This is a genomic window from Huintestinicola butyrica, from assembly GCF_025567215.1.
Lineage (GTDB): Bacteria > Bacillota > Clostridia > Oscillospirales > Ruminococcaceae > Huintestinicola > Huintestinicola butyrica.
The window spans coordinates 147868-165438 of record NZ_JAOQKB010000003.1 but is presented as its reverse complement, the minus strand read 5'-3'; the positions used below and the strand labels follow the sequence as shown (position 1 = coordinate 165438).

Here is a 17571-nt window from a genome sequence, read left to right as displayed (position 1 = left end):
AAAATCATAAAATGGTATAATTACCACATTCAGCACAGAAAATTACAGGGATCTTCATTTCGGAGGTTCCTGTTTACTTATATAATATAATAACATCTAAAACAAGGAGATATGTTATGAAATTCAACGGACTTACCGACAAGGAAGTCGAGGAATCCAGAAAGCTGAACGGCAGCAACCGCCTTTCGGAAGTGGAGACTGAGACCTTCTGGGACAAGCTCAAGGCAAATTTCGGCGACCCCATGATAAAAATTCTCTGTGTGGCACTTGGCATCAACGTCATTATTTTCATTCTCGGAAAAATGGGCGTGGTTGATGCTGAGGTGGAATGGTACGAGCCTATCGGCATTGCGACGGCGATAGTCATTGCAACGCTGGTATCCACATTCTCCGAGTACAGAAACGAGAACGCTTTCCAGAAGCTTCAGGAAGAGGCTTCAAAGATACTTTGCAAGGTTTACAGAAACGGCAGCGTGGAAGAGATACCCATTGACGATATCGTTGCGGGCGACCTTATCATGCTTCAGTCAGGCGACAAGATACCTGCTGACGGTATCCTTGCCGACGGCGATATCAAGGTAGATCAGTCCGTTATCAACGGCGAGGCTGCGGAAGCTAAGAAAATAACCCAGCCCGAGGATTACGCCGAGCCTGAGGGCGAGGCGCTGGACTTTCTCAACGAATACAAGGTGTTCAGGGGAACTGTTGTATGTTCGGGCAACGCCGTAATGAAAGCCACCACCGTCGGCGATAAGACCGTTTACGGCAAGATCGCAGGCGAGCTTCAGCAGGAGGACGACAGAGAGTCGCCCCTTAAAGTAAAGCTGGGCGACCTGGCAAACGGCATTTCCAAATTCGGATATATCGGCGGCATTGCCATTGCCGTTGCACTCCTTATCCACAGAATAGTCCTTGCAGGCAGCTTCGGTGCATATTTTGCAACAGGTGCCGCAAGCATTATAACCGACCTGCTGGACGCACTTATTCTTGCGGTAATAATCATCGTAATGGCAGTTCCCGAGGGTCTGCCCCTTATGATAGCCATTGTTTCCGCTCTTAACATGGGCAAGATGCTCAAAGATAACGTGCTTGTCCGCAAGATAGCGGGAATTGAAACAGCAGGAAGCCTTAACATTCTTTTCAGCGACAAGACCGGTACTATTACAAAAGGTCAGCTGGAAGCTGTTGTGTTCGTTGACGGCAAGGGCAGAAGATACAAGACCTGCGCTGAAGTCCCCGACAAGCTGGGTCAGATGCTTACAGCCTGCATTACCGAAAATACCACAGCCATGATAAACGGCACAGGCAGCGACGCAAGGGTCATCGGCGGAAACGCCACCGAAAGAGCTGTGCTGGCATTTGCTGCGGGAGCACCCTCCTGCGGAATGACAAAGTATGCTTCTATCCCCTTTAACAGCGACAATAAATACTCCGCCGCAACTGTTGAGAGCGACGATTTCAAGGGTACTCTTATAAAGGGCGCACCTGAAAAGCTCCTTGCAAAATGCACATACTACCTTGCTCCCGACGGAAGCAGGATAGAGCTTGCAGGCAGCACTGCCGTGGAGGAGGCTATAAACGAGCTGGCTTCCCGTGCTATACGTGTGCTGGCGCTGGCAATATCCGATGACAGCATCGAGCCTGACAGCGACAGGCTCCCTGAGGGCAGCTGGACTCTGGTGGGAATACTGGGCATAAGAGACGAGGTACGTCCCGAGTCCGTTACAGCTATCAAGGAAGTTCAGGGCGCAGGCGTTCAGGTTGTCATGATAACAGGCGACAGAAAGGATACTGCGGTGGCTATTGCCAAGGACGCAGGACTGCTTACCAATGAAAAGACAGACATTGTGCTTACCTCCGACGAACTGGCAAAGCTCACCGATGATGAGGTCAAGGACAAGCTGAAAAATATCCGTGTAATTGCAAGAGCACTGCCCTCCGATAAGTCAAGGCTTGTGCGCATAGCTCAGGAGCTTGACCTTGTTGCAGGTATGACAGGCGACGGCGTAAACGACTCCCCTGCACTTAAAAAGGCGGACGTTGGCTTTGCAATGGGCGGCGGCACCGAGGTCGCAAAGGAAGCCTCCGACATTGTTATCCTGGACGACAATTTCAACTCCATTGACAAGGCTATCCTTTACGGCAGAACTATCTTCAACTCAATAAGAAAGTTTATCATCTTCCAGCTGACCATCAACGTTGCAGCGGTGGTTATTTCCTTTATCTGTCCCCTGCTCGGCATGGAAAATCCCCTTTCGATCACTCAGATACTCTGGATAAACCTTGTAATGGATACATTGGCAGCTCTGGCATTCGGAGGCGAGCCTGCACTTCACCGTTATATGGCTGAAAAGCCCAAGTCCCGAAAGGAACCTATCGTAAACAAGTATATGTGGTCTGAGATAATCACAGGTGCGCTGTGGATATTCGTCCTGAGCCTTGTGATGCTCATAACCGGCATTGACCCCTCAAATGACACATTCAGAACAGACGGATTTATGGCAAACTTCTTCCGTGAATACACAGTGGGAAATGCTGAGGACAGCACAAATTATCTCCTCACAGGCTATTTCTGCTTCTTCATCTTTGCGGCGGTGTTCAACGCTTTCAACGCAAGAACGGAGAAAATGAACCTTATGGATAACATCGGCAGAAACAAGGGCTTCCTTAAAATTCTTGGCATCATCACCGTGGTGCAGGTGCTTATGACATACCTTGGCGGAGCGGTGCTGGATTGCTATGGGCTTAACCTTACCGAGTGGATAGTAGTGCTTGTGATGGCGGTTTCCATTATCCCCGTTGACCTTATCAGAAAGGCAATAGTCGGTGCGGTAAGAAAATAATTTGTTTGACAGTGCAGTGCGCAGAATGAATTATCCCTAAAATAAATACCCCCTGCTTCAAAAGAGAAACAGGGGGTATTCTTATGCCTTAACAACAGGTATCCATATTTCGCTGTAGGTCTTGGCAGGGTCTTCCGTGGGAGCGGTGTACATTTCAATGTCGTAATTGCCGCCCAGCCTGTACTCGGTGCAGTTGGGGAGCCATTCGTTCCATATCCTTGTGTTCACGTCCCGGAGTGCCTTGGGCATCGCACCGTGGCAGGGAAAACTGCCCATGTGCCTGCGGGTATCTGCTTTGTCTCGTATCCCTCGGGGACTTCCTGCCGGGGGTCACCGATGACAAAGCCGCTGTCCGACATATGCTCCTGCCAGAACTTCGGTATCTCACTGTAGGAGCCTTCCATACTGAGCCTGCGGCTGCGGATATACTCCCCCACCGTAAAGCCGCACAGCACGGAAAATATCCGCTGAAAGTGAAATGCAGATATGTGCGCCTTTGCTGCGATATCGGCAATGTCAAGCTCCTCGGTGAGGTTGTCCTCGATGTACCTTATGGCATTCTGTATCCCTTTCCATATGTTCATGATGTCTCCTCCTTACCCTCTGATGATATTATACATCATGAGGGATTGTTATGCCCGACTTTTTGTGCTTTTTGTGGCGGGGTATATGTAAATAATCTTATTCAAGCTCCCTCAGTGCCTTTATCCTGCGGAAAATCAGGCAAACAATAACACCCGATACAGCCATAAAGAAAAACAGCATTGCCGCACCCGAGCCCTTTCCACTGCCGAAAATGCCTTTGAGCAAGCCGCTTTGCGTATTTTCCATAAGCGGCTCAAAGACATTATCCACCAGAAAGCCGCCAAGGAAATAACCGACGGGAATGGTGAAAAACTGCAGAGTATTTCTGACAGAATAGACCCGCCCCTGCATTTGCTTAGGCACATTGCTTCTGAAAATAACGTCATAATTTGCGCTCATCAGCGGGATAATGCCCCAGCCGAGAAATGCACCGATACACCATATGACGGTGTTATCTCCGAAAGCAAGCAGGAAATTTTCCGTGCTCATGGAGATGAGCAGGCAGTTGCAGATAACATTGATCCTGCTCTTTGGCTTTGGAAATACGGTTGCCGCAACGCTTCCGAGAAGTGTTGCCACGCCGACACAGCTGTTTACGATACCGTATGCCGTCTCGCCTGCTTTTGAAATAATAAGCGCAGGAAGTGCCGCACTGTACATTGATGCTATCAGGTTAATCGCCGATAAAAACAGGATAAGCCAGAGGATACCCTGATTTCCTTTCAAATAGGAAAGTCCGCTTTTTGCCGACTGCAAAATCGTTTCCTTGCTGTCGGAGTCCCGGGCGACCTGCGGTATTCTGATAAAAAACATCAGGACAAGAAATGCTGCGGCAAAGGTGGTAAGGTCAAAGGCGATGACAGCTTCAATGCCTGCAAACGACATCACAGCAGCTGCCAGAACAGGCGTAAGAATGGACACAAGCGAGTTTGAAAATGAGCGCATACCGCTTGTTTTCTGATAATGCTTTTCGGGTGTGAGCAGCGTGACAGCCACGTCCGAAGCAGGTGATTGGATCGAATTCATCAAGCCGTTCAGGGCGTTGAGAATGTACAGGTGCCATACGGCAAGGCTGCCCGTTTTCAGCAGTATAAGAATTATGACAGTGCAGACCGCAGCAAAGCTGTCGCAGATAAGCATGATCGCTTTCTTGTTCCATTTGTCGCTTACCGCACCTGCAAAAATGCTCATCAAAACATACGGCGCATATGAGCATACCGTCAGCAGCGAGGTGGTCAGCGCCGAACCGCTGTCACTGTAAAGCCATATCACAAGCGCAAAGCTTGTCATAGAGCTTCCCAGCGCCGAAAACGACTGAGTGAGCCAGAGAATTATAAAATTTTTAAGTTCCTTTAAGGTTTTCATATTACCTTGCTCCTTTTTCTGATTTATTTCAGTCAGATGCAAGGCATGACGGCGGATCATTCCTCCATGCAATTCGTCATTCCTTGCATGGAGCTGTGTAAATACAAAGCATCATTGTTATCCCCCCTTTATATGGTTACATTTATTATACTATGCCTGTTCTGAGATTTCAATCAATAAGCTGCAAAAGACGATATTACAATTATCAGATACAGCATTGGGCAGGTATATTTCATATGATAAGCCCCGGATTCAGCGTCTTGACGTGTTAGGAGCGGTATTAGGATTGAAATAAAATAGCCGCCTGCAAATGCTCGCAAACGGCTATAATACGTGGTCTGCCCGACGGGAATTGAACCCACAGCCTTCAGAGTCGGAGTCTGACGCTCTATCCAGTTGAGCTACGGACAGGAAACCATATATTATTATACCCAATAATGGTTGTCCTGTCAAGGCGAAAAATGGGTCGGTGTGAATTTTTTACCGCAAAATGCGGGATCTGCCAACAAAACGTCACAGACAGCTCCTGAACTGAGTGGGAGTCTGACCGCAGCGCTCCTTGAACTGGCGCATAAAGCTGTATTCGCTGGAATATCCGCACCGCTCGGCTATTTCCTTTACGCTGAGGGTGGTGGATATGAGCAGGCGCTTTGCCAGCTCCAGCCTGCCGTTTATTATGTCCTGCTTTACGCCCACGCCGAATATCTTCTTGTAGGCGTGCTGGAAGCCCGAGCGGCTCATGTTCATCTCCGCAGCCATTTTATCCACGTCGTCGGCAATGTCGGGCATGGAGTAAAGGCGGCTTCTCAGGCGGATAAAGCTGCTGCTCTTGTCCGCATATATCTGTGAGTGGCGGTTGGAGGTGCTTATGAGCCTGCCAAGCTTCAGCAGGAATATTTCCGTAAATCTGCGTTCTATCTCCTCGTGATACGGCTCGTGGGAGTAATGCTCATATGCCATCAGCCGCACAAGCTGAGACAGCTCCTCAATATTTCCAAGGTAGAATATTTTGTCGGGGACAATGCCAAGCTCCGAAAAGCGCTCCTCGTCCCCCTCTTCAAAATCGAAATATATCCAGTCATCGGTGTAAACGCTGCCCTGACCGTAATATCTGCACGGCACGGCAGGGGAAAACATTACAAAGGAATTTTCCTTGACCTTGTGCTCGGTGCCGTCTATGATGAAAATGGACGGCTCCTTGATGAGCAGAAATAGCCGACAGCCGTTTCCGCCGGGGCGGTCCATGACAAAGTTATCGCTGTGGGAATAGTTATATCCTATGGAGCCTATTTTCATTCAAATGCCCCCTTGTCAAACCTTTATTGCAGGGCGGGAGGGCGCTCTTACTTCCATAGTGCCGTCCTCGGAGTAGAAAAAGACCGTCCGTCCGAAGTCAAGACCCGTCTGCTCTGCCACAATGGGTATCTTACTGCTTTGGAGCGCCTGCTTTACTGCCGCAACATTCCGTTCGCCGATGCTGAAAACATCTGAGTCGCCGCTGAACATCTGCGCCCCGCCTGCTATTTTTGCGGTGATGCGGCGCTTTTTTGCCCCGTAGCTGCACATTTTCCTGATAAGCTCCGCAACGCCCGTGTCGGCATATCGGCGCATATTGTCATTTTCCGTCTGAGACTCGGCGCTGCTGGGGAGCATTATGTGAGCCATTCCCGCAATTTTCGCCTTGTGGTCATAAAGGCAGATGCCAACGCAGGAGCCAAGGGCATAGGTAGCCAGCACATCGGGATATTTCACCACATTCAGATCTGCTATGCCAACGTTGACCATTACCTGCACCACCTTTTGTGTTATAAGTTTTGTTATTGCTCCAGATATTCCGCCATACTTTTTCTCAGCTTTTCAACAGCCTTTGAATGTATCTGACAGACTCTTGATTCCGATATTTTAAGCACGTCCGCTATTTCCGAGTACCTCAGTTTTTCGTAATAATAAAGTGTTATGACTGTCCGCTCCTTGTCGCTCAGCTGTTCTATTGCCTGAGCAAGGAGCTTTCTGCGCTCCTCCAGCATAAGTCGGCGTTCGGCCTCACTGAAACCGTCCTTTTGGTCATTCGGAGCTTCAAAGCCGCTGAACAGCAGCTCTTCAAAGGAAAGGGTATGGGAGGCGGCAGCCTTCAGCGCATAGCTGTCCAGCTTTTCCACTGTCATTCCCATATGATGCGCCAGTTCTTCCCTTGTAGGCTCACGGTCAAGCTGAGCGTAGAGCAGGGAAAAGGCATTGTCATATTCCTTTGCAAAGCGGCGCACCCCTCTGGGCACGCTGTCCATGCGGCGGATATAGTCTATTATAGCCCCCCTCACCTTGATGGAGGCATAAGTCTCAAACCGAACATTCTTTTCGGGCACAAATGACTCGGCGGCGGATATGAGCGCCAGCACCGCTTCATTTGATATATCATCCTCGTCCGTGAAGCGCAGGAACATATTTCTGGTGGAGATAACTGCATACCGCACAATGTGCATACTTTGCATAACAATTTCGTTGCGCACTGCCTTGTCACCTGTGCGGCGATAGGTGCAGAAAAGCTCCGACATATCGTCTGTACGCATATTATCCCTCCATTCCCGAAATACCTATATAAAACATTATAGCATAACTTTTAAAATATTTCTACAGGCTTTTGGGAAAAGGGCAGGCGTTGGATTTAGATATTTAAACGTTTAAATTGTTTGTTTTGCACAATACCATATATGCGGATAAAACTTAATATACAAATCGGATAAAATATGTAATATATAATTATTTGTATAATATACTATATGTATTGAGAGTTTTTAATTATACAAATTATAATTTAGTATAATATACTTACAATAATACTATAAGTATATTTATCTTCTATAAAAATACCGCAGACCTTGCGGAATGCGGTATGTATTTTTACTTGAGAACATAAATGGTAACGTTCTTTGCGCCCCACTGAATGCAGTCGTTGTACTCGTCCATGAATAGGTCAACGACTATGTGACCCTGTCTTACGGAATAGCCTGTGTCTGCTGCGATGGCGTAGCCGTAAACCTCGCCGTCGTCCGCAACTATGTAAAGCTCGGAGCCGTAGGGGATAATGTTGGGGTCAACTGCCACATAGCCCTGGAAAACTGCCTTGCCTGTGGACATAAGCGCTCCGGGGTCTGCGGTGTATGCGCAGGACTTTCCGCTGATAGTATCAACATATTCAGTGGGAACACCGTTTTCGTCCAGTGTGAGCCAGTCGGGAACTTCAAATCTGGAAACTGCATTTACTGCTGCGGGAGCATCTGCAAAGGCTTCCTCTGTAACTGCGATATCTTCGGAAACTGCGATATCTTCGGAAACTGTTGTAACAGCTTCGGTTTCGGGCTGGATAGGAGCTTCGGAGGACATTTCGGGAACTACTATCTTTACCTCTGCCTTGTCAGCCTTATGGGACTTGGGGCTTGACTTTGCGGAAACTGCCGGAACACTTGCCTTTGTGCCCTCTGTGGAAACAAAAGAGCCTGTGGGAGCTTCCGAGTCCTCATCATCAAATATCTCTTCATCAAGATCATCGGAATCTGTGTCAGCAGTTTCTTCGGAAGTGGTAACTGCCTCGGTCTCTGCTATGTCTGAATCAACTTCATCGGAAGCAATTTCAGTAGATTCATCTGCCGATGTGCTTACTGCATCTTCATCTGTGCTAATATTCTTTTCCGAGGGGAAAACCGCTACCTGAGCGGTAAGTGTCTCGGAAACCTCAATATCCTCAGCAGGCTCGTCAGCGATCTCAGTCTGAGCTGCAACTGTTTCTGTGGGGATAATATCTGTTTCAAAATCAACGGTCTCAGGCTCGCCTGCTCCTGCTGCGCCGATAACGGTGCAGAGTGCAAATACTGCTGCGGTCATGCCTGCTGCTATATATTTCTTTACGGAAGATCTTATTTTTGTCTGCCTTTCCGCTGTTATCTTAGAATTATCGTTCATAAAAAAAGCTCCTTAATACTGGCGCTTGCCGGGCGCCGAAGATTACCACCTTTGTGAGATTTCAAGTCGGACTTTACGGAAAGTTTAAAACTCTCTATCCGCTGGACTGACTGCACGGAATTTCCCGACTGATTAAACATATCATACTTTCAAAAAGTTTCAAAACGGTTACAAAACCGATTACACTTGTAATTATAGCGTAATTTCTTGAAAGTGTCAAAGTAAAATCAAAGCGCAGATTTGTGCAGTTTGCTTAATAATTGTAGAAAATATTCACACAAACCTCGATTTTTCAGGCTTCTTTTGTTGTAACATGAACATTTGACCCGATTTTTTGGGCATTTATCATAAATCAAAGAATTTGCATTTCAAAAAGGCTATAATACGCCAAGTATAAGGGTACTTTAGTGAACAATATCACATTTGTTAATCACTTTGTGTATGTTTATATACCGTATCTGCGACTGATATTCAACAAAACGCACAAATGCGCCAGATGATAAATAAGTTTTTGTGCAATGTGCTGATTTTGGCTCTATATGGCCCTGTAAGGGCTTTTGAGCAAAAAAATCAGCATATTTACTTGAAAAAAATTCCGCAACAGTATATAATAGTATCATGATGTATTGCTGCATTTTGCATACCCGCAGGTATGACACCCGCAGATATACTATTACAATATAAATATAAGGAGACTTCATTATGGATAAGAAAAAGGATCCCAGACTTGATAATGCCCGTATAATGATACGCACTGCCGCTCCTGTGGTGGCAGCTCTGTTCCTGTTCCTTGTTTCCGCAGGATATATTGCTTACAGAATGATAAGCAACAGGAATTACAACGAGCGCTGGAAGGATTATGACGAGTGCGGACTGAGCTGATGAGTATGTATATTTATAACGCCCGTATTCTCCCCATGGTCGGGGACGAGATCGGCTGCGGATATGTTCTTGTGGAAAACGGCAAGATCGCCGAAGTAGGCAAGGGTATGCCGCAGCACGTCAGAAAGTCCGATATCGACGCAGAGGGAAAGCTCCTTATGCCCGGTTTTATTGATATCCACACCCATATGGGCTTTATCGGCGACGGCGCAGGGGAAGAGGGCATTGACGTAAACGAGGGCAGCGACCCTGTTATGCCCCAGCTTAGAGCTGTTGACGGGCTTAATTTCATGGACGGTTATTTTGCCGATGCGGTCAGCGCAGGCGTTACAAGCGTTGTAACGGGCGTTGGCTCCCTTAATCCCATAGGCGGAGATATGGTTGCGCTCAAAACTGCCGCAAGGTGCCTTGATGAAGCGCTCATAGGCACAGTGGGCATAAAATTTGCTCTGGGTGAGAACCCCAAGTCCTATTACACCGAGCGTGACGACGCTCCCCAGACAAGAATGGCAACAGCCGCTCTTATCCGTGAGGCGCTGGAAAAGGCACGCAGATATATGGTGCTCACCGAGCGTGCAGAGGAGCCTGAGGATCTGCCCGATTATGATATCAAGTGCGAAGCTCTTATACCATTATTAAAGGGAGAAGTCAAGGCGCATATCCACTGCCACCGTGCAGACGATATCATGACCGCTCTCAGGATATGCAAGGAGTTCGGCTTGAAGCCGCTGCTCATTCACTGCACCGAGGGGCATCTTATAGCCGACCTGCTGGGCGAAGCTCATGCGGAGGCTGTGGTGGGGCCTATCATCTGCGACCGTGGAAAGCCCGAGCTTGCCCATGCAAGCCTTGAAAATGCAGGAAAATTGTGCGCTGCCGGGGTAAAGACCGCCATCTGCACCGATCACCCCGAAACGCCCATCAACTTCCTTACCGCAGGTGCGGCTTACTGCTGCAAGTACGGTATGCCTAAAAATGAGGCTCTCAAAGGGCTGACCATAACCGCTGCAGAGCTGGGCGGATTTGCTGACAGAACAGGCTCTGTTACCGTTGGCAAGGACGCTGACCTTATTCTGCTGGACGGCGACCCGTTTGAGATAATGACTAACGTTTGCATGACTATGATAAACGGAAAAATCGTTTTTGAAAGGAAATAAAATATGACCAAGCTTAAAAAGACTATTGCGCTCATATCCGCAGCGGCAATGTGCTGCTCTCTTGCAGCCTGCGGCGATGCGCAGAACGGTGAGGACAGCGAAAGTGCGGCTGAAACATCGGCAGTTTCCGTGTCCGATGCAGCCTCAAACGACGATGGCATAAAGGCTGTTTTCGGCGAGATAAGAACGGAATATAACACTGACCTTGACCTTTCCGACTATCCTCTTACCAAGTCGGACGTTCCTGCTGACTTCTCTCTGACCGTTGAGGCTGAGAGCGGAAAGCTGGAGGGAAATGCCAAGGCAAATGACTTTCCCGACGCATCTGGCGGCGCATACGTCAATGGCGTAAACGTTGAGGGCGATGCTCTCACCATGACTGCCGATATCGAGTACAGCGGATTTTATGATATGAACTTCCTTACCATGGGCAGCGAGGGCAGAGTAAACAACGTTCTCGTTGACGGCATGAAAGTGGGCGATATCACTACCAATTCCCCTGCTGAGTTCGGCGACACACTTCTGAGCTACATCTATCTTGACAAGGGTACTCATGAGATAACCATTACCCCCAGCTGGGGATATGTGGATATCGACTGCCTTATCCTTACCGCTGCGGCAACTCCCATTACCGAGGATACATACAAGGTTGAACCCACTCTTGTAAATCCCAATGCCGATGAAAACACAAAGAGACTTTACAAGTTCCTCTGCGATATCTACGGCAAATATTCCCTTGCGGGACAGTATGCCGATGAGGGCCGTGCTTCCTCCGAGTATGAAAAGATAACCGCAAAGACAGGCAAGACCTTTGCAGTTCTGGGACTTGATATGGGCAACTACAGTCTTGGCAGCAAGGCTCACGGCGCTGAGTCAAAGACTGTTGAATACGCATACGACTGGTACAAGAATGCAGGCGGAATAGTTCAGCTCTGCTGGCACTGGACCACTCCCGAGGACTATGCCGTAAATTCAGGCGATCAGCCCTGGTACAGCTCTTTCTACAAGGAAGGCTCCAAGCTTGACCTTGACAAGATAATGAACGGCGAGGACGACGCTGCATATCAGCTGCTTATGGACGATATCGACAACATGGCAAACGAGCTGGCACGTCTCCGTGACGCAGGCGTTCCCGTTCTCTGGAGACCTCTCCACGAGGCGGCAGGCGGCTGGTTCTGGTGGGGCAACTGCGAGCCTGAGAGCTACAAGAAGCTCTGGAACGTAATGTACGACAAGATGACCAACGAGCATAACCTTACAAACCTTATCTGGGTATGGAACGGTCAGGACCCTGCATGGTACCCCGGCGATGAGACTGTTGATATCAACGGCTGGGATATCTACGCAGGCAACCACGTTGACTCCTCCCAGAGCGGACGTTTTGACGATATGGCAACAAACTACGGAACCAAGACCAAGCTTATCGCCCTCACCGAAAACGGCTGCGTAATGGATCCCGACAAGGTGTTCAACGACAACGCAAGATGGCTTTTCTGGGGCACTTGGAGCGATCCTTTTACCATGAAGCTGGGCGTTGTTATCAACGATGAATACACCACAGTCGAGCTGCTCACAAAGGCATACAACCACGAAAGAGTTCTTACTCTTGATGAGCTGCCCGACCTTCAGAATTATCCTCTTGACTAAAATCAAACGGCATTATGCCGAATAGAAAGGAAATTTGTTTGACGAATATTACAATGGATATAGCAGCAGGCCGGGAGGCTTGACTGTAAATCTCAGAACTGTTACTTAACAGCATACGTCATACGCCTCCCAAAGGATAATCTTTTGGAGGAAATATGAAGCATAATTCTAAAAATCACAAGGACTACCGACACGAAGCCTGCAATGAGACCTTTACCTGCAAGGTATGCGGCTGGATATGCTCCCCTCAGGGAGCGGGAACCGACCACCGCAACCACTGCCCCAACTGCCTTTCCAGTCTGCACGTCGATGACGAGCCCGGAGACAGAGCCTCCGACTGCGGAGGTATAATGGACGCAGTGGGAGTGTGGGTGCGCAAAAACGGCGAGTGGGCGCTGATACATCGCTGCCGCCGCTGCGGAAAGCTCAGCTCCAACCGAATTGCCGCTGACGACAATCCCGTGAAGCTGATGTCAATAGCCATGCGCCCCATTGCAGAGCCGCCCTTTCCCATTGAGCATATAAAGGAGCTGCAAAAGGCAGTCTTTGATGATGAAAAATAAAATTGTAAAAATCTCAAAAAGCCCTTGCAATTTGGGAAAAATACGTGTATAATAAAGATGTATTTGAATAGCTGTACACAAAACACGCCGACCGGACACAGTAAGCGGCAGCTTGCAGAGCCTTTTACAAGGTCTGCATACGCATTTTCAGAGAATGGGAGCCTTGGGCTGAAAGCTTCCTTTGCGTTTGCTTCCGATGAATTTCATCCGTGAGTGGCTGCTCTGAAATCACAGTAGGAGCGGACGGAAAAGCCCCGTTACGGCGGAGAGGATGCTTGTCCTTATTATGTACGGGTGGTTTGGGATAATATATCCCGTCCTGTCATAAGCCTTTGCGGCAATGCAGGACGGGATTTTTTGTTGTTAAAGCAGCAAAAAAGTACAGCAAAACAATTAAAATCATATAAAAAGAAAGGATCGAACTGAATGAAACAGCAGTTAGAGCAGATTCTGGCATCAGCTCAGAAAGAGCTGTCCGAATGCGGCGACCTTAAGGTAATGGAAGAGCTGAGAGTTAAGTTTCTCGGCAAAAAGGGCGAGCTTACCGCCATACTCAAGCAGATGGGCGGACTTTCCGCAGAGGAAAGACCCGTTATCGGTCAGCTTGCAAACAAGGTAAGAAGCGAGATCGAGGCTAAGATCACAGAAAAGGCAGAGGCTCTCAGATCTGAGGCAGCTGCAAATAAAATGGCTGCGGAGACCATCGACGTTACTCTCCCCGGCAAGGCTCCCGAAATTGGCAGACTTCACCCCCTCACAGCAGTGCTTGAAGAAGTAAAGGAAATATTCCTTGGCATGGGCTTTGATATTGTTGACGGCCCCGAGGTCGAGACCGACCATTACTGCTTTGAGGCGCTCAATATGCCTAAGCATCACCCTGCAAGAGATACACAGGATACTTTCTACATCAACGACAATGTGGTTCTCAGAACTCAGACCTCCAGCGTACAGATACGTACCATGGAGCAGAGAAAGCCTCCTATCAGAATAATCTCTCCCGGCCGTGTTTACCGTTCCGACGCAGTTGACGCTACACATTCTCCTCTTTTCCACCAGATAGAGGGACTTGTTATCGACAAGGGCGTAACTCTCGGCGACCTGTACGGCACACTTGACCTGCTTATGAAGAAGCTTTACGGCAAGGACGCCAAGATACGTCTCCGTCCCCACCACTTCCCCTACACCGAACCCTCCGCAGAGGTTGACCTTGTTTGCTTCAACTGCGGCGGAAAGGGCTGCTCCATGTGCAAGGGCGAGGGATATGTTGAGCTTCTGGGCTCAGGCATGGTTCACCCCGAAGTCCTCAGAGGCTGCGGCATCGACCCCGAGGTTTACAGCGGCTTTGCTTTCGGTATCGGCCTTGAGCGTATTACCATGGGCAGATACAATATCAACGATATGAGAATGCTTTACGAGAATGATATGAGATTCTTGTCTCAGTTCTGATAAAATGGACAGTGCCGACAAAAACAGCCTGTTCGGGCAGTACAAAAAGCGCTTTAAATTTAAGCAGCGTTTGTGGAATATTCTGAGCATAGTCTATACGCTTATACTTATCCCGCTGCTCAGGTTCCTTGACGGCAGGGATTACAGCGTGGTCTGGCGGATAATTTCCGTTGTGACCACCGTGGCTCTTATCACGATGAATCTTATTCAGAGCAGGTCGATGAAAAGACAGCTTGAAGCGATATCGGAAGCATCTGCCGAAAAAATTGCAGCAGAGCTTGAACGTTGTGAGTGGTACAGAGTTTTCGCACTGACCTCAGAATATCTCTTCTCAAAGGAGGGGCTTATACTTCCCTACTACGAGATAATGGAGATCATCACAAACACATATGTCGGTTCACCCTCTGCCACAAATATGACTTTCAGAACAAGAAGCTTCGGCAGGATATATGTTCCCGTGGGACTGGGAAATATGGACGAAAGCTTTTATAAGCTGCTTTCAGAGAAATGCCCCAATGCGGAGCTTAAATTCCGTGTGAATTATCAGAAAGCGAATATGGAAGAGTATTATAATACTTTAAAGGCAGGAAGCATTATCGTTATCAGAAAAAAATGAGGAGGAAATATATAAATGGATCTTTCAATGAAATGGCTCTCCGATTATGTTGATATCGGAGACATGAGCATAAAGGATTTCTGCCAGGGCATCACAATGAGCGGCTCCAAGGTAGAAAGCTATGAAACTGAGGGCAGCGAGATATCCAAGGTCGTTGTGGGAAAGATACTGGACGTTAAGCCCCACGAAAATTCCGACCACCTTGTTGTATGCCAGGTAGATGTGGGCGAGGCTGAGCCTGTTCAGATCGTTACAGGCGCACCCAATATCAGAGAAAACAACGTTGGCGATTTCGTTCCCGCTGCGCTGGACGGCTCCACCCTTCCCGGCGGCGTTAAGATAAAGAAGGGCAAGCTGAGAGGCGTTGCTTCCAACGGTATGCTCTGCTCACTGGGCGAGCTGGGTCTTACTACCCACGACTTCCCCTATGCCATTGCTGACGGCATTTTCATCTTAAAGCAGGAGACCGAAAAGGCTCTTTATCCCGGTATGGATATCCACGAGGCTATCGACTTCGGCGATACCACAGTTGAGTTTGAGATAACCTCAAACCGCCCCGACTGTATGTCCGTTCTGGGCCTTGCAAGAGAGACTGCCGCTACCTTTGATCTTCCCCTTAACATCAAGGAGCCTGAGATAAAGGGCATCGGCGGAACTGCTGCCGATTATCTCAAAGTAAATATCGAGAACACCGAGCTTTGCTCACGCTATATCGCAGGCGTTGTAAAGAACGTAAAGATAGGCCCCTCTCCTCTGTGGATGAGAGAAAGACTTCGTGCCAGCGGCGTTCGCCCCATCAACAACTTTGTTGATATCACAAACTTTGTAATGCTGGAATACGGTCACCCCATGCACGCATTTGATATCCGCTACATCGAGGGCGGCTCCATCAACATCAGAAATGCCGCAGAGGGCGAGAAGATAACCACTCTTGACGGCGTTGAGAGAGAGCTTTCCCCCAAGATGCTGGTAATTGCCGACAGCAAGAAGCCCGTTGCCGTTGCAGGCGTTATGGGCGGCGAATACAGCGGTATCATGGACGACACAACTGACGTTGTATTCGAGGCTGCGTGCTTTGACGGCGCAAGCGTAAGAACCACTGCAAAGGCTCTGGGCATGAGAACAGACGCTTCCGCACGTTTTGAAAAGGGTCTTGACCCCAGAATGTGTATGCCTGCCATCAAGAGAGCGCTGGAGCTGGTTGAAGAGCTGGGCTGCGGCGAGGTCGTTACCGAGCTTATTGACTGCGATACCCACAAGGACACTCAGAAAAAGGCTCCCTTTGACGCAAAGTGGATAAACAACTTCCTTGGCACAGATATTTCCGAGGAGGATATGATAAAATACCTCAAGAAGCTTGAAATTGAAGTTAAGGACGGCTGGGCATATGCTCCCGCTTACAGAATAGATATCGAGTACAAGAACGACCTTGCAGAAGAGATAGCACGTCTTTACGGCTACAACAATATCCCTCAGACCATTATCAGAGGTATTGCCAGCGGTGAGCTGACCCCTGCACAGAAGTTCACCAGAAAGGCAATGAATACTGCCGTTGCTCTGGGCGCTTACGAGATAACCACATTCTCCTTTATCTCCCCCAAGTATTTCGACAAGATAAGACTTCCCAAGGACAGCAATCTTAGAAACACTGTTGTTATCACAAACCCTCTGGGCGAGGATACCTCTGTTATGAGAACATCTCTCCTGCCCTCCATGTGCGAGATAATGGCTTCCAACTACAATAACAGAAACGCAAGCGTTTGCCTCTTTGAAATGGGCAACGAATATCTCCCCAAGGGCGGCGAACTGCCTGAGGAGCCTGCAAGAATGTGCTTCGGTATGTACGGCGCACAGTACGATTTCTACAGCATGAAGGGCATTATCGAAAAGCTCCTTGACACACTGGGAATCGTAGGCGCTGAGTATGAGCCTTGCAAGGGAACCTCCGAGAACTTCGGCGAAGCTCCCGCATTCCACCCCGGCAGATGCGCAGAGGTATTCAAGGATGGCGTTGCCATCGGTATCTTCGGCGAGCTTCACCCCGAAACTCTCGAAAACTACGGCATCGGCGTAAAGGCATATGCCGCAAAGCTCAATCTCCCCGAGATGATGGCCGCTTCCATTCAGAAGGTATATAAGCCCCTGCCCAAGTACCCCGCTACCACCCGTGACCTTGCAGTTGTATGCGATGAGGATATCCCCGTTGCTCACCTTGAAAAGGCAATTTCCGAGGGCGTTGGCAAGATACTTGAAAGCGTAAAGCTCTTCGATATCTACAAGGGCAAGCAGATAGCCGACGGCAAGAAGTCCGCCGCATTCAGCATTGTAATGCGTTCTCACGACGGTACTCTTACCGACGAACAGGCTGACGCAGCTGTCAAGAAGGCGCTGAAGAAGCTCTCCGAGCTGGGCGCTGAGATAAGAAGCTGATAAATGATCACAGCATATCCGAAAGAGCTGTTGCACAAGATGCAGCAGCTCTTTTGTATTATTTTTTATACTAAGAACCA

The 17571-nt window shown here is 48.6% G+C and carries 15 protein-coding genes and 1 tRNA gene; 8 read left to right on the top strand and 8 right to left on the bottom strand.

What is annotated here, in order from left to right:
* Positions 1-116: 116 nt before the first annotated feature.
* Entirely contained in the window at positions 117-2843 is a 2727-nt protein-coding gene (locus OCV68_RS04850) for a calcium-translocating P-type ATPase, PMCA-type (protein WP_262571147.1), read from the top strand.
* An 81-nt stretch (positions 2844-2924) separates the two neighbouring features.
* On the opposite strand, the gene OCV68_RS14680 is transcribed toward OCV68_RS04850, so the two are convergent.
* The 8 genes from OCV68_RS14680 to OCV68_RS04815 form a co-directional block, all read right to left on the bottom strand.
* On the bottom strand, positions 2925-3071 hold the full coding sequence (locus OCV68_RS14680; protein ID WP_317259201.1) for a GyrI-like domain-containing protein: 147 nt from the start codon (positions 3069-3071) through the stop codon (positions 2925-2927).
* Positions 3068-3427, bottom strand: a complete 360-nt coding sequence (locus OCV68_RS04845; protein ID WP_317259200.1) for an AraC family transcriptional regulator — start codon at positions 3425-3427, stop codon at positions 3068-3070. Before OCV68_RS04845 ends, OCV68_RS14680 begins: the two co-directional genes overlap by 4 nt.
* Before the next feature lie 97 nt (positions 3428-3524).
* A complete protein-coding gene (locus tag OCV68_RS04840; RefSeq protein WP_262571145.1) occupies positions 3525-4793 on the bottom strand; it encodes an MFS transporter in 1269 nt (422 codons plus the stop codon).
* 334 nt (positions 4794-5127) lie between these two features.
* Positions 5128-5204 (bottom strand) — tRNA-Arg (locus OCV68_RS04835).
* A 102-nt stretch (positions 5205-5306) separates the two neighbouring features.
* A complete protein-coding gene (locus OCV68_RS04830) occupies positions 5307-6089 on the bottom strand; it encodes a helix-turn-helix domain-containing protein (RefSeq protein ID WP_022474741.1) in 783 nt (260 codons plus the stop codon).
* Between the two features lie 15 nt (positions 6090-6104).
* On the bottom strand, positions 6105-6578 hold the full coding sequence (locus OCV68_RS04825) for a chemotaxis protein CheD (protein ID WP_262571143.1): 474 nt from the start codon (positions 6576-6578) through the stop codon (positions 6105-6107).
* A 32-nt stretch (positions 6579-6610) separates the two neighbouring features.
* Positions 6611-7360, bottom strand: coding sequence for a sigma-70 family RNA polymerase sigma factor (locus OCV68_RS04820; protein ID WP_022474743.1), 750 nt, complete (start codon positions 7358-7360; stop codon positions 6611-6613).
* A 331-nt stretch (positions 7361-7691) separates the two neighbouring features.
* Positions 7692-8750 (bottom strand): 3D domain-containing protein, encoded by a 1059-nt coding sequence (locus OCV68_RS04815; RefSeq protein WP_262571141.1) that lies wholly within the window; start codon positions 8748-8750, stop codon positions 7692-7694.
* 702 nt (positions 8751-9452) lie between these two features.
* Here OCV68_RS04815 and OCV68_RS04810 point away from each other — a divergent pair.
* The 7 genes from OCV68_RS04810 (at position 9453) to pheT (ending at position 17491) form a co-directional block, all read left to right on the top strand.
* Complete coding sequence (locus OCV68_RS04810) at positions 9453-9632, top strand: hypothetical protein (RefSeq protein WP_022474745.1); 180 nt, start codon at positions 9453-9455, stop codon at positions 9630-9632.
* Positions 9632-10789: an amidohydrolase gene (locus tag OCV68_RS04805; RefSeq protein WP_262571140.1), complete on the top strand. Its 1158-nt coding sequence runs from the start codon at positions 9632-9634 to the stop codon at positions 10787-10789. The genes OCV68_RS04810 and OCV68_RS04805 overlap by 1 nt, the downstream gene beginning before the upstream one ends.
* A 3-nt stretch (positions 10790-10792) precedes the next feature.
* Positions 10793-12436, top strand: a complete 1644-nt coding sequence (locus OCV68_RS04800) for a glycosyl hydrolase (RefSeq protein WP_262571138.1) — start codon at positions 10793-10795, stop codon at positions 12434-12436.
* Between the two features lie 155 nt (positions 12437-12591).
* A complete protein-coding gene (locus OCV68_RS04795; RefSeq protein WP_147622963.1) occupies positions 12592-12999 on the top strand; it encodes an RNHCP domain-containing protein in 408 nt (135 codons plus the stop codon).
* A 426-nt stretch (positions 13000-13425) separates the two neighbouring features.
* Entirely contained in the window at positions 13426-14445 is a 1020-nt protein-coding gene (gene pheS / locus OCV68_RS04790; RefSeq protein WP_262571136.1) for a phenylalanine--tRNA ligase subunit alpha, read from the top strand.
* 4 nt (positions 14446-14449) lie between these two features.
* Complete coding sequence (locus OCV68_RS04785; RefSeq protein ID WP_262571134.1) at positions 14450-15061, top strand: hypothetical protein; 612 nt, start codon at positions 14450-14452, stop codon at positions 15059-15061.
* A 15-nt stretch (positions 15062-15076) separates the two neighbouring features.
* The gene (pheT, locus tag OCV68_RS04780) at positions 15077-17491 is read left to right on the top strand and encodes a phenylalanine--tRNA ligase subunit beta (protein ID WP_262571132.1); all 2415 of its coding nucleotides are present in this window, start codon (positions 15077-15079) and stop codon (positions 17489-17491) included.
* The last annotated feature ends 80 nt before the right edge of the window (positions 17492-17571 follow it).

Bases quoted from the DNA above. Each gene is read 5' to 3' on its own strand.
- OCV68_RS04850 (WP_262571147.1), top strand. From the start codon at position 117: ATGAAATTCAACGGACTTACCGACAAGGAAGTCGAGGAATCCAGAAAG.
- OCV68_RS04785 (WP_262571134.1), top strand. From the start codon at position 14,450: ATGGACAGTGCCGACAAAAACAGCCTGTTCGGGCAGTACAAAAAGCGC.
- OCV68_RS04845 (WP_317259200.1), bottom strand. From the start codon at position 3,427: ATGAACATATGGAAAGGGATACAGAATGCCATAAGGTACATCGAGGAC.
- pheT (WP_262571132.1), top strand. From the start codon at position 15,077: ATGGATCTTTCAATGAAATGGCTCTCCGATTATGTTGATATCGGAGAC.
- OCV68_RS04830 (WP_022474741.1), bottom strand. From the start codon at position 6,089: ATGAAAATAGGCTCCATAGGATATAACTATTCCCACAGCGATAACTTT.
- OCV68_RS04810 (WP_022474745.1), top strand. From the start codon at position 9,453: ATGGATAAGAAAAAGGATCCCAGACTTGATAATGCCCGTATAATGATA.
- OCV68_RS04820 (WP_022474743.1), bottom strand. From the start codon at position 7,360: ATGCGTACAGACGATATGTCGGAGCTTTTCTGCACCTATCGCCGCACA.
- OCV68_RS04795 (WP_147622963.1), top strand. From the start codon at position 12,592: ATGAAGCATAATTCTAAAAATCACAAGGACTACCGACACGAAGCCTGC.
- OCV68_RS04825 (WP_262571143.1), bottom strand. From the start codon at position 6,578: ATGGTCAACGTTGGCATAGCAGATCTGAATGTGGTGAAATATCCCGAT.
- OCV68_RS04805 (WP_262571140.1), top strand. From the start codon at position 9,632: ATGAGTATGTATATTTATAACGCCCGTATTCTCCCCATGGTCGGGGAC.
- OCV68_RS04815 (WP_262571141.1), bottom strand. From the start codon at position 8,750: ATGAACGATAATTCTAAGATAACAGCGGAAAGGCAGACAAAAATAAGA.
- OCV68_RS04800 (WP_262571138.1), top strand. From the start codon at position 10,793: ATGACCAAGCTTAAAAAGACTATTGCGCTCATATCCGCAGCGGCAATG.
- pheS (WP_262571136.1), top strand. From the start codon at position 13,426: ATGAAACAGCAGTTAGAGCAGATTCTGGCATCAGCTCAGAAAGAGCTG.
- OCV68_RS04840 (WP_262571145.1), bottom strand. From the start codon at position 4,793: ATGAAAACCTTAAAGGAACTTAAAAATTTTATAATTCTCTGGCTCACT.